The organism is Janthinobacterium sp. CG_23.3, assembly GCF_046115965.1.
GTDB lineage: Bacteria > Pseudomonadota > Gammaproteobacteria > Burkholderiales > Burkholderiaceae_D > Janthinobacterium.
On sequence record NZ_JBJXIB010000059.1, the window covers coordinates 1 to 12149 of the forward strand.

Sequence of the window (12149 nt, forward strand, 5' to 3'; positions counted from 1 at the left end):
GGCGGGGCGGTTTTGGTGGCATGCACGCATGATGCGTTATCCACGATTCGTTTACAACAACTTTCTACGCTGTACGCTCAGGCTGAATAGTCACGCGGTAACGACAACAGCAAAGAAAGCGGCAAAGGCTCCAGCCAGGCCAGCAACAAGGACGACGACAAATCGCGCGGTAATCAAGCCGGCAGCAAGGGCGGCAACAATCAAAGCGACACCAGCAACCGCGGTTTTGCGTCGATGGACCCTGAGCAGCAGCGTGAAATCGCAGCCGAAGGCGGCCGCGCCGCCCACGCCGCAGGCACCGCGCACGAGTTCACCTCGGAAGAGGCGCGCAAGGCCGGCGCAATGAGCCATAAGAACGACGGCAACCAGCAAAGCGATTCGGACGAAGGCGGTTCGCGCGGCAAGTCGGGCGGCAACCAAGGTAGTTCCGGCGGCAACCAAGGCAGTTCCGGCAGCTCCTCGGGCTCGGGCAAGTCGAGCGCTTCTTCAAGCTCTGGCAAGTCCGGTGGCTCCGGCTCCAAAAGCTAGTTAGCGGCGCCGGTTTCGTAGGTCGGGTTAGCCCGTTCGGGCTTAACCCGACTGGCGTCGGCATCTGCTCGGCGCTGGATTACGCTTCGCTAATCCGACCTACGAAATTTCAATTTAGTGACATCCCGGAACAATCTCAGCCAACGAGTGAAATACCGGCAAGTCGAGTTGGCGTGCGATGTCGACCATCGCGTCGGCGCCGGTGGAGGCGCCACCGACCCGCAGCACGGCGTCGCAACTGCCGAGCAGGCGCGTCGCGTGCGCGTGGAAGATGCGCTCGAAAGCCGCGTCGCCCACCGGGGCCGAGCCGGCCAGCTTCAGCAGCGGCAACGCCAGCCATTCGCCCAGCACCGGCATGTGGCCGGCCTGGTACAGCGGCAGCGCGAACGCTTCCATCGCCGCCACGTTGGCCGCCATCAGCGCCGGGTCGTCGCCGCTGCCGGAGCGGTAGGGACCGGCGATCAAAATCATCATCCCATCCTTGCGCGGTGCCGGCGGCGGCAGCAGGTGCAGCTGCGCGTATTGCAGCAGCATGATGGTTTTGCCGTCGGCGATACGGCCGTCGGCTACCATCTGCAGCGCCTGCTCCAGCGGCAGTTCCAGCACTTCGATGTCTTCCCCTTCCGCCACCACGCCACCGCCGTCGCCGGCACGCGCGCCGGGCTCGTATTCTGCGACGAAGAAATACAGCTTTTCGGTGACCGAGCCGGGGCTCATGAAGGCTTCAAAAACCTTGCGCACCTCGGCCACGCGGTAGCCGGTTTCTTCCTCGACTTCGAGTTTGATGCGCTCTTCCGGGCTGGCCTGGTCGAGCAGGCCGGCGGCCGTTTCGATCAAGAAGCCGTCGTGGCCGTTGCCGTAGGTGGGGAAGCGGAATTGGCGGATCAGGATCACGCTGCGGCGGGCGCAGTTGTATAGCAGGATAGTGGCGCCGTTGCCGCGGTCGTAGGTTTCGCGCGTTTGGGTTTGCCACGCGCCGTCGCGGCGCAGGTAGTCGAAGGTGGTTTTTTGCAGCAGGTACCAGTCGTGGGACAGGGTTTCGACCTTGTGGATTTTGACTCTATTGTCTTGCATGCTGTGCTCCGGTAGGTGGGCTTGGCGTTGGAGGGCCAATGCGCGCTTGTGCCCGGCAAAGATATCATGCAATATCGTGCAATCTCAAGATTATTCATGCAAACATACTATGCTGACACGCCAACGCAAACAACATCTGCTGGAACTGCTCAAACGCGACGGCCAAATCGTCGCCAAGTTGCTGAGCGAACAATTGGGCCTGTCGGAGGACACGATACGCCGCGATCTGCGCGAGCTGGCCAGGGAGGGGTTGCTGCAGCGGGTGCACGGCGGCGCCCTGCCCGCCTCGCCGGCGATGGCGCCGTTCGCCGCGCGCCAGGGCATTTCCAGCGACGCCAAGCCGGCCATCGGCCGCGCCGCCGCCGCCATGATTTTGCCGGGGCAGGTGGTCTTCATCGACGGCGGCACCACCGCCGTGCAACTGGTGCGCCAGTTGCCGGCGGACTTGCGTGCCACCGTGGTTACGCACAGCCCGTCGATTGCGCTTGAGCTGGTCGAGCACGCCCACGTCGAGGTGATCATGCTCGGCGGGCGCCTATTCAAGCATTCCATCGTCGGCGTCGGCGCGGCCGCCATCGAGGCCATCGGCCGGGTGCGGGCCGACCTGTATTTCATGGGCGTGTCCGGCCTGCATCCCGAGGCCGGCATCACCACCGGCGATTTCGAGGAGGCCGCCGTCAAGCGCGCCCTGAGCAACGCCGCCGCCACAACCGTGGTGCTGGCCTCGCCGGAAAAGCTCAACACCGCGTCGCCTTACCTGATCGCGCCGCTGGCCCAGGTCAGCAGCATCGTCGTCAACGCCGACGTCGACGACGCTTTGCTGGCGCCGTACCGGGCGCTGGGCATTACCGTCACGCTGGCCTGACGGCGGCGCCCGCCCTCACACCACCAACAAGCCCTTTTTCTCGGCCGGGCCAAGCCGGGCGACGATGCCGGAATTAAATTCGAGGTAGTCGGCCTCGATACCGTCGCTGAAGATGACGCCGTTCTCGGCCATCTGCGAGGTCAGCGTCAGGCACGACCCGGCGCTGATTTTGCCAAACACCAGCGAGGCCGCCGAGGTCCGGCTGGGGAAGGGTTCGCGCACCGTGAAGTACAGGTAGTCGGCGTCCCACGGCGCCGGCGGCGCCGGCGCGCGCGCCGCGCCGCCCGGCGTCGCCTGCGCGGCGATGGCGCTGGCCCCGGCCAGCAGGCTTTTCAGCCAGCCGGTCGATCCCAATCCAGTGGAGACGATGACGCCGCTCGACGATTGCTGTTCCCGCGCCTCGTCCAGGCAGATCGTGTAGCGGGCGGAGGTGTGCGACTTCGGCCCGATAAAAATGTCGTTGACGCCGTACAGCGTCTGGCCGTTGTTCAGCGCCACCTTGGCCATCGTCACTTCCTGGATCTGGCGCCGGCCGGCGAACACCTGGGCGACGATGCCGGCCAAGTCGGCCACGCCGAACGGCAACAACACGCCGTCCCAACGCTTGGGGTCGGGATTGACGCCGATCAACGGTTGCCCGTCCAGATATTTCAGCGTATTAGCGACCAGGCCGTCCTGCCCCAGCGCGACGACGACGTCTTGCGGGCCGAACAGGAAGTTGGGCAGGAAGGCGCGCTCGACCACCTGCACGCGGCTCAACTGTTGCAGCGTGGTTTCCGCTTCGCGCACGCAGCGCTGGTAGGTGTCGTGCTCGACCAGATAGTCGGAAAAATCGGCGCCCAGATGCTCGATATAGAACTTGGCCTGGCCAACGGTGTTGTATTGGGCCACCAGGTTCTCCAGGCGCGTCTTGCGCGTGACCAGAATGGTCTTGTTTTCGGTGTGGCGGCGCATCGCGTTCACCGGACCGGACTGTCGATGACTTCCCGCAACAAATCGGGCGTCACGTTGAGCTGGCCGATGCGCTCGGCCTTCTCGGCCAGTTCGTGGAAGGCCAGCGCGATCAACTGGCCGGGCTGCATGCCGGACATCGCCAACGCTTGCAGGATCTTCGGATCGACGCCGGCGTAGGCTCGCATCAACACGCCGGCCGCGTGCGCCTTGACGTCCGCTTCGCGCTTGGCGTTGTCCATCGCCAAGGTCACCAACTGCGTATTTTGCCCCTCCAGCGCAATCTTCGCCGTCATCTCGGCCTGCTGCAATTCATGCTGCTTGTGCTGGATGCTGCGCTCCGCCTCCATCTGCGTTTCGCGGATCTGGCGCTGCTTGGTTTCCACGGCGATCTCGGTGTTGAGTTCATTCTCCTTGATGCGCCGCTCCTGCTCGACCGCCGCGTTGCGGCGCGCGTAGACCGCCTCGTCCGCTTCGCGCAAGATCTGTTCGCGCGCCTGCGCCTCCAGTGCGCGCGCGGTCTCGGGCGTGGGCTTGATCGCCAGGAAGGACAAGCCGAGGATCTCGACGCCCAGCGCCTGCAATTCGGCGCTGCCTTTGACGCTCTGCGTCACCAGCGTGGCCAGCGTGTCGGTGGCGCGCAAGGCTTCGCGCAGCGGCAGCTCTTGCAAGCCTTTGCGCGTGAGCACCTTGGCGACGTTGATGATGCGCTGCGACAGCTTTTGCGGATCGTCGGAAATGTACTGTTGCGTGACCGGATCGATCGAGAAATTGAGCAGGCCGGCGATTTTTTTCGGATCGGTGATGCGGTACGTGACCTGGCCCTGCACCGTGATGAGCTGAAAGTCGGCCGAGCTTTCCTCGAAGATGAAGGGAACGTCTTCGCTGCCCATCGGTACCGCCACCAGGGCGGCGGTTGGCGTGTAGTAGAAGAACGCCAGGCCGGCGCCCTCGCGGACGAGCACGCCTTTCTTGTATTGCAACACATGGGTACTCGGCTGGAACTTGATGAATTTGAGGGTGAACATGGGGCTTACCTCCGGTTATTTTCAATGGGGATCAACGGGAACACCAACGGCGCCTCTTGGCTTGGTTTTCAGCGCCGCCGGCCCGCGAACTTCAACAATTACAAGCCGCGGGAAAGCAGCGCCAGCTGCGCGCGCAGGGCCGGCTTCAATCGGTACAACTGCGCCGGACGGTGCGCGCCGCCCACTTCCATCTGTCCCTCGACCGCTTCGAGCATGCCCATCTCCGTCATCTTGCGGCGGAAACTGACCTTGTTGAGCGGCTCGCCCATCAGCGCCTCGTAGATGCGCTGCAATTGCGGCAAGGTGAACGTGTCGCCGGCCAGGTAGCAGGGCAAGGACGAGTACTGGCTCTTGCTGCGCAGCCGCGCCACCGCCGTGTCGATGATGGCCTGGTGGTCGAACGGCAGGTTCATCAGTTGGTCGACGCTGCGCAATGCCACGTCGGGGTGCCCGGCCCCGGCGATGACGTCGTGCGACACCAGCGCGTAGTGGGCGATCGACATCGACCAGCCGCGCGGGTCGCGCACCGGCCCGGAAAACGTCGCCAATTGCCCCAGGTACGGCGCGTCGATGCCGGTCTTTTCTTTCAACACGCGCAAGGCGGCGGCCTGAGCGTCGGCGTCCTCCCGCACATGCACGAAGCCGCCGGGCAAGGCCAGCACGTCCTTATACGGGTCGCGGTCGCGCTTCAGCAAGGCCACGTGCAAAGCGCCGTCCTTGATAGTCAGCAAAATCACGTCTACGGTACAGATCACGTCATTCATCTTCCACTCCGGTGCAAAAGCCACTTAGTTCGATACTTATACTAAGTCTACACGGAAAATCGCCGGCACGTAGATAAACCTGGGGCCGAACTCCAGTCCCATGAGAAATATCAAATTAGTTAGTTGCACAAATAAACTAAGTAACCTACACTACACTCACTGCCAACCACCGGAGATCCACATGAGACGCAACCTTCACCTGCTCGTCATCGATCCGCAAAACGATTTTTGCGACTTGCCCGAAAGCTATTTGGCGCCGCGTCCGCTCGGCGGCATCGAGGCGCCGGCGCTGCCGGTGGCCGGCGCCCACGCCGACATGCTGCGCATTGCCGAGCTGGTCAACCGCGGTCGCCAGGGCCTGTCCGGCATCAGCGTTACGCTCGACACGCACCAGCGCGTCGACATCGCCCACCCCACGTTCTGGTTCGACGCCCAAGGCGCGACCGTGCCGCCCTTCACCGAAATCAGCGCCGCCGACGTGCGCGCCGGCACATACGCGCCGCGCAACAAGGACGCGCTGCCACGCACCTTGGCCTATCTGGACACGCTCGAAGCGAGCGGGCGCTACCGCTTGATGGTTTGGCCGGTGCACTGCGAAATCGGCTCGTGGGGCCACAACATCCACGCCGACGTGCGTGCCGCCTGCAACGGCTGGCAGGACGCCGGGCTGGGCGTGGTCAACATGGTGGCCAAGGGTAGCAACCCGTGGACCGAGCACTATTCCGCCGTGCTGGCCGAGGTGCCGGACCGCGACGACCCGGCCACGCAGTTGAACCAGGGCCTGATCGATACGCTGGCGCGGGCCGACCGCGTCTACATTTGCGGCGAAGCAAGCAGCCATTGCGTCAAAGCCACCACCGAGCACATCGCCGCCAATATCGGCGCCGAAAACCTGTCTAAGCTGGTGTTGCTGACCGACTGCATGAGTCCGGTTGGCGGCTACGACGCGCAATACCAGGGTTTTGTCCGCGCCATGCTGGCGCTGGGCGTGCGGACGGCCGGCGCCGCCGACGCCTTGCCGGAATTGCTATCGAACGCGCAACGCTAATAAAACCAATTATCCTGTCAGACCTTGTCGAAGCCACAACACGAATCTGGACCCAATATGCAACCCATCGTCAACAGCCTGCTCGAAACCGACCTCTACAAATTCACCATGTGGCAGGCGCTGCTGCACAGCCATCCGGGCGCCGAAACCGAGTACGCCTTCGTCTGCCGCAACACGCCGGCCTACCCGCTGGCCGAGCTGAAAGCCGACGTCGAGCATGAACTCGACCAGTTGTGCGCGCTGAGCTTCGCCGAGGACGAGCTGGACTACCTGCGCTCGCTGCGCTACATCAAAAGCGATTTCGTCGACTTCCTGACGATCTTCCGCTTCCAGCGCAAATTCATCACCGTCGACTGCGACGGACCGACGCTGCGCATCGTCGCCAAGGGTCCGCAGGTGCACGTGATGGGCTTTGAAATTTTCGTCCTCTTCATCGTCAACGAGCTGTACTTCCGCCGTTTCGAGCAGGAGCCGCTGCTGGCCGAGGCGCGCCGCCGCCTGGCCGACAAAGTCGAGCTGCTGCGCGCCTTCGGCGCCGAGCCGGGGCGCAAGCACCCGTTCGAATTCTTCGACTTCGGCGTGCGCCGCCGCTTTTCCGGCGCCTGGCAGGACGAAGTCGTCGCCACGCTGGCGCGCGCCGTGCCGCGGTACTTCAAGGGCACCTCGAACGTCTACCTGGCCAAGAAATACGACCTGGTGCCGATCGGCACGATGGCCCATGAATACCTGCAATCGTACCAATCGTTCGGCGTGCGCCTGCGCGACTTCCAGAAGGCCGCGCTGGAGGACTGGGTGCAGGAATACCGCGGCGACCTGGGCACCGCGCTGACCGACGTGGTCGGCATGGACGCCTTCCTGGCCGACTTCGACCTGTACTTCGCCAAGCTGTTCGACGGCCTGCGGCACGACTCCGGCGACCCGGTGGTGTGGGGCGAAAAGGCGCTGGCGCACTACGCCACGCTGCGCATCGACGCCAACACCAAGCGCCTGGTGTTCTCCGACGGCCTCGACCTGGAAGCGGCGTTCGCGCTGTACCGCCACTTCGCCGACCGCTGCATGACCGGCTTCGGCATCGGCACCAACCTGAGCAACGACACCGGCGTGGCGCCGCTCAACATCGTCATGAAACTGATGAGCTGCAACGGCCAGCCGGTCGCCAAGCTGTCCGACTCGGCCGGCAAAACCCTGTGCAAGGACGAGACCTTCCTGGCCTACCTGCGCCAGATCTTCCGCCACGCCGCCGCCTGAACCAAAGGGAAAATTATGCTCAAGCTCGCCATCGCCCAGCTGAACTACACCGTCGGCGACTTCGCCGGCAACGCCGCCGCCACCGAGCGCCACATGGCCGGCGCCGCCGCCGCCGGCGCCGACATCGTCGTCTTCTCCGAGCTGTCGCTGTGCGGCTACTACCCGGCCGACCTGCTCGAAGACGCCGCCTTCCTGGGCCGCCTCGACGACGCGTTGGCCCAGGTAATCGACGCCTCGCGCCGCGTGCCCTCGCTGGTCACGGTGCTGGGCACCGTGCGCCGCAACAGCGGCCCCGGCAAACCGCTGTACAACGCGCTGCTGGCGATCCAGGACGGCGCCGTGGTGGCCGAATACTACAAACAGCTGCTGCCGACCTACGGCATCTTCGACGAGCGCCGCCACTTCGAGCCGGGCCCGGAAGGCGCCTGCCTGCTCGACGTCGCCGGCCACCGCATCGGTTTCATGGTCTGCGAGGACGGCTGGAACGACGCCGGCCGCGACTACCTGGTCAACCCCTTCACCGCGCTGCGGGCGGCCAAGCCGGAACTGGTCATCAGCATCAACGCCAGCCCGTCCGACATCGGCAAGCGCCAGCAGCGCCACGACCTGTTCCGCGCCGCCGCCGAGCGCACCGGCCTGCCCGTCCTGTACGTCAACCAGGTCGGCGGCCAGGACCAGCTGGTGTTCGACGGCGCCTCGTTCGCCGTCGCGCCGGCGCAAGGCGTGGCGTTCGAAGCGCTGCGCTTCCAGGAAGACTGCCAGGTCATCGGTTTCGCCGACGGCCGCTTCAGCGACGCCGACGGCGCCGCCCTGGCCGCGCCGGACCCGGCCGGCCTGTCGGTGCCCGACTTCACCCGCCGCCAGATCGTGCTGGGCCTGCAGGACTACGCGCGGCGCTGCAACTTCACCCAGGCGGTGGTCGGCTCGTCCGGCGGCATCGACTCGGCGCTGACCTTGGCGCTGGCGGTCGAGGCGCTCGGCGCCGACAACGTATTCGCCATCACCATGCCGTCGGCCTACTCCAGCGAAGGCTCGGTGTCGGACTCGGTGGCGCTGTGCGACAAGCTCGGCATCAAGCTCTACACCCACCCCATCCTGGCGCTGGTGGAGAGCTACCGCGACGGCTTCGGCGCCGCCTTCGACCAGCCGCTGCAAGGCCTGTCGCTGGAAAACCTGCAGGCGCGCGTGCGCGGCACCATCCTAATGGAATACTCGAACACCTTCGGCGCGCTGCTGCTCACCACCGGCAACAAGAGCGAAATCTCGGTTGGCTATTGCACGCTGTACGGCGACACCAACGGCGGCCTGGGCCTGATCGGCGACCTGTATAAAACCGAGGTGTACGCGCTGTCGCGCCACGTCAACGAGCACGCCGGCCGCGAAATCATTCCCGAGGCGGTGCTGACCAAGCCGCCGTCCGCCGAACTGGCGCCGGGCCAGCAAGACACCGACAGCCTGCCGCCCTACGAGGTGTTGGACGACATTCTGAAGTGGCACATCGAAGGCAAGCGCCTGCCGCAAGCCGAAGCGGCGGCCGCCGGCGGCTTCGTCGACGCGCTGCTGGTCCGCGACGACGGCCGCAAGCTGGTCGCGCGCATCCTCGGCATGGTCGCCCGCAACGAGTACAAGCGACGCCAGGCGCCGCCGATCATCCGGGTGCGTTCGCGCGCCTTCGGCAGCGGCCGCCAAATGCCCATCACCGCGAAATATTAAAGAAAGCGCCCCACTATGAACACCCAGGCAAACGCCGACGCCGCCGTCCTGATCGGCCGCTTCCAACCCTTCCACAACGGCCACGCCAGCCTGCTGCGCATGGCGCTCGACGCCGCGCCCAAGGTCGTCGTGGTACTCGGCTCGTCGTTCCACGCCCGCAGCGCGAAGAACCCGTTCACCTGGCAGGAACGCGCCGCCATGATCGCCGCCACGCTGCCGGCGCACGAGCGCGAGCGGGTCTCCTTCGTCGCCGTGCGCGACTACTACGAGGACGCGCGCTGGGCCGGCGTGGTCGGCAAAAAAGTCACACAATGCGCGGCCGGCGCGAAACGCATCGTCCTGGTCGGCTACCTCAAGGACAGCTCCAGCCAGTACCTGAACCATTTCCCGCAATGGCGGGAAATCTTCGTCAGCGACGCCGCCGACATCCACGCCACGCAGATCCGCCGCGTGCTCTTCGAAGCCGAAGACATCGACGTCTCGCTGGCCGCGCTGGACGCGCTGGTGCCGGCGGCGGTGCGCCAATACCTGCGCGCGTGGACCCTGCTGTCGGCCTACGCGCCGCTGCTGCTGGAACACCGCGCGGTGCAAGCCTACAAGGCCGCCTGGAGCGTGGCGCCGTACGCGCCGATCTTCGCCACCGTCGACGCGCTGGTCAAGACCGCCGGCCACGTGCTGCTGGTCGAGCGCGGCGCCCACCCCGGCAAAGGGCTATGGGCGCTGCCGGGCGGCTTCGTCGAACAGCACGAACGCCTGCTGCAGGGCGCGCTGCGCGAACTGGCCGAGGAAACCGGCCTGGCCGTGCTGGGCGCGACGCTGGCCGAGTCGCTGGTCGACGTCAAGGTGTTCGACCACCCGTCGCGCAGCCTGCGCGGGCGCACCATCACGCACGCCCACTACTTCGACCTGAAAACCGAGCAACTGCCGGCGGTCGAAGGCGCCGACGACGCCGCCCAGGCCTGCTGGATACCGCTTGCCGACCTGGCGGCGATGGAAGACCAGTTCTTCGAGGACCACTTCCACATCCTCAACCACTTCCTGCGGCTGACGCACGAAGATTGAGATTAAATATGTTGTAAATATATTAGAGTCATATTAATATCTCCTTCAGTGATCCATTTCCCAACTGAAGGAGTAAAGCAATGGCGACGACGAAGTGGCAGGGCGTGTTCCCGGCGGTAACGACGAAGTTCAAAGAAAACGAAGACTTGGACCACGCCGAGATGGAGCGGCACTTCGCCTTCCAGATCGACAACGGCGTGCACGGGCTGGTCACATGCGGCTCGCTGGGCGAGGCCAGCACCCTCTCCTTCGAGGAAAAGCTGGAGGTGACGAAGACCGCGCTGGCGGTGGCCGACAAGCGCGTGCCGGTGCTGGTCAACGTCTCCGAAACGCGCACCCGCAACGCCTGCCGCTTCGTCGAGCAGGCCGCCGCCATGGGCGTGCAAGGCTTCATGGTAATGCCGTCGGTGCTGTACGCGGCCGACGCGCGCGAGGCCAAGGACAACCTGCGCACCATCGCCAAGGCGGCCCAATTACCGATCATGGTGTACAACAATCCGGTCACCTACAAGGTCGACCTGACGGCGCAGGACTTCCTCGACCTGGCCGACTGCGAATGGCTGGTGGCGATCAAGGAATCGAGCGACAACGTGCGCCGCATCACCGACCTGCGCAACGCCCTGGGCCAGCGCTACCAGCTGTTCATGGGCGTCGACGACCTGTCCTTCGAAGGGCTGGCGGTGGGCGCCGACGGCCTGCTGGCCGGGCTGGTGGTGGCCTTCCCGAAAGAGACCGTGGTACTGTACCAACTGATGAAAGCCAAGCGCTGGGACGAGGCGCTCAAGCTATACCAATGGTTCATGCCGCTGATGCACCTGGACGTATCGAACAAACTGGTGCAGAACCTGAAACTGGTTGAAACGCTGGTCGGCGTCGGCAACGAAAACGTGCGCCGGCCGCGCCAGCCGTTGAGCGGTGCCGAGCGCGAACGCGTGACGGCAACCGTCCGCGCGGCGCTGGAGACGCGGCCCGATTTGGGCAACTTGCTGTAGACAGGCGACGACGCCGGCCGCGCGCGGCGCGCCGGCGCCGCCCACCGCCGGCAACGGCGCCACCTGACGGGACTGACTCAAGCATACCAATGACAGAGCAAAACCGACACGAGGACAGCGCCGGCGGCGACGCGGCGCGGCTGCTGCTGGCGTCGCTGGCCGACAACGCCTGCTTCGCCGCACCGCTATTCGACCTGCTGCCAGACGTCGTCTTCTTCGTCAAAGACAAAGAAAGCCGCTACGTGCTGGTGAACCAAACGCTGGCCAGCCGCTGCGGCATGCGCGACAAGGCGGCGATGGTAGGCCGCCACACCGCCGAGGTATTCCCGGCCGCCTACGCCTGCACCTACCTGGCGCAGGACCGCGCCGTGCTGGCGGGTGGAGCGGAGATACGCGACCGGCTGGAACTGCACCTGTACCCGGACCGCGACCCGGGCTGGTGCATGACCCACAAAATGGCGCTGCGCGACAGCGCCGGCGCCATCGTCGGCCTGACCGGCATCTCGCGCGACCTCAACATGCCGGACCAGGAACACCCGGTGTACCGGCGCATCTCGGCGGCGGCCAACCACATCCTGGAAAACTACGAACAACCGATCCAGCTGGCCGACCTGGCGCGCATCGCCAAACTATCGGCGTCGCAGATCGAGCGCTACTTCCACCGCATCTTCCAGCTGACGCCGCGCCAAATGATCATCAAAACCCGGCTCGACGCGGCCACCGCACTGCTGGCCGGCGCGCAAAACATCACCGACATCGCCGTCGCCTGCGGCTACCACGACCACAGCGCCTTCACCCGCCAATTCAAGGAAAAAGTCGGCGTCACCCCGAGCCAATACCGCGCCGCCAACAAAGTCTGACCGCAACAGTGGACGT

Annotated in this window: 10 protein-coding genes and 2 pseudogenes; 8 read left to right on the forward strand and 4 right to left on the reverse strand. The window is 65.2% G+C overall.

The features are described from left to right. Positions 1-228 precede the first annotated feature (228 nt). Positions 229-528 (forward strand): annotated as a pseudogene (locus ACFDR9_RS14985) (KGG domain-containing protein); the annotation flags it as partial. A gap of 504 nt (positions 529-1032) precedes the next feature. On the opposite strand, the pseudogene ACFDR9_RS14990 reads toward ACFDR9_RS14985, so the two are convergent. After that, positions 1033-1602, reverse strand: a pseudogene (locus ACFDR9_RS14990) (NUDIX domain-containing protein); the annotation flags it as partial. 109 nt (positions 1603-1711) lie between these two features. Between ACFDR9_RS14990 and ACFDR9_RS14995 the strand changes: the two are divergent. Beyond that, positions 1712-2467: a DeoR/GlpR family DNA-binding transcription regulator gene (locus ACFDR9_RS14995; RefSeq protein ID WP_409031485.1), complete on the forward strand. Its 756-nt coding sequence runs from the start codon at positions 1712-1714 to the stop codon at positions 2465-2467. 15 nt (positions 2468-2482) lie between these two features. Here ACFDR9_RS14995 and ACFDR9_RS15000 read toward each other — a convergent pair whose 3' ends face one another. The 3 genes from ACFDR9_RS15000 to ACFDR9_RS15010 all read right to left on the reverse strand — a co-directional run bounded on the left by ACFDR9_RS15000 (position 2483) and on the right by ACFDR9_RS15010 (position 5210). Then, a complete protein-coding gene (locus ACFDR9_RS15000; RefSeq protein WP_409031486.1) occupies positions 2483-3421 on the reverse strand; it encodes a sugar kinase in 939 nt (312 codons plus the stop codon). A gap of 5 nt (positions 3422-3426) precedes the next feature. Further along, a complete protein-coding gene (locus ACFDR9_RS15005; RefSeq protein ID WP_409031487.1) occupies positions 3427-4446 on the reverse strand; it encodes an SPFH domain-containing protein in 1020 nt (339 codons plus the stop codon). Positions 4447-4544: 98 nt separating this feature from the next. Further along, positions 4545-5210 carry an NUDIX hydrolase gene (locus ACFDR9_RS15010; RefSeq protein ID WP_409031488.1) on the reverse strand — a complete coding sequence of 222 codons (666 nt, stop codon included), beginning with the start codon at positions 5208-5210 and terminating at the stop codon, positions 4545-4547. Between the two features lie 181 nt (positions 5211-5391). Between ACFDR9_RS15010 and ACFDR9_RS15015 the strand changes: the two genes are divergently transcribed. The 6 genes from ACFDR9_RS15015 to ACFDR9_RS15040 all read left to right on the forward strand — a co-directional run bounded on the left by ACFDR9_RS15015 (position 5392) and on the right by ACFDR9_RS15040 (position 12133). Then, on the forward strand, positions 5392-6258 hold the full coding sequence (locus tag ACFDR9_RS15015; protein WP_409031489.1) for a cysteine hydrolase: 867 nt from the start codon (positions 5392-5394) through the stop codon (positions 6256-6258). A gap of 57 nt (positions 6259-6315) precedes the next feature. Beyond that, positions 6316-7506 (forward strand): nicotinate phosphoribosyltransferase, encoded by a 1191-nt coding sequence (pncB, locus tag ACFDR9_RS15020; RefSeq protein ID WP_409031490.1) that lies wholly within the window; start codon positions 6316-6318, stop codon positions 7504-7506. A 15-nt stretch (positions 7507-7521) separates the two neighbouring features. Continuing rightward, positions 7522-9219 carry an NAD+ synthase gene (locus ACFDR9_RS15025; RefSeq protein WP_409031491.1) on the forward strand — a complete coding sequence of 566 codons (1698 nt, stop codon included), beginning with the start codon at positions 7522-7524 and terminating at the stop codon, positions 9217-9219. A 15-nt stretch (positions 9220-9234) separates the two neighbouring features. Further along, the gene (locus ACFDR9_RS15030) at positions 9235-10281 is read left to right on the forward strand and encodes a bifunctional nicotinamide-nucleotide adenylyltransferase/Nudix hydroxylase (RefSeq protein ID WP_409031492.1); all 1047 of its coding nucleotides are present in this window, start codon (positions 9235-9237) and stop codon (positions 10279-10281) included. 80 nt (positions 10282-10361) lie between these two features. Continuing rightward, complete coding sequence (locus ACFDR9_RS15035; protein WP_409031493.1) at positions 10362-11273, forward strand: dihydrodipicolinate synthase family protein; 912 nt, start codon at positions 10362-10364, stop codon at positions 11271-11273. Positions 11274-11362: 89 nt separating this feature from the next. After that, positions 11363-12133, forward strand: a complete 771-nt coding sequence (locus ACFDR9_RS15040) for a helix-turn-helix domain-containing protein (protein WP_409031494.1) — start codon at positions 11363-11365, stop codon at positions 12131-12133. Positions 12134-12149: the final 16 nt, after the last annotated feature.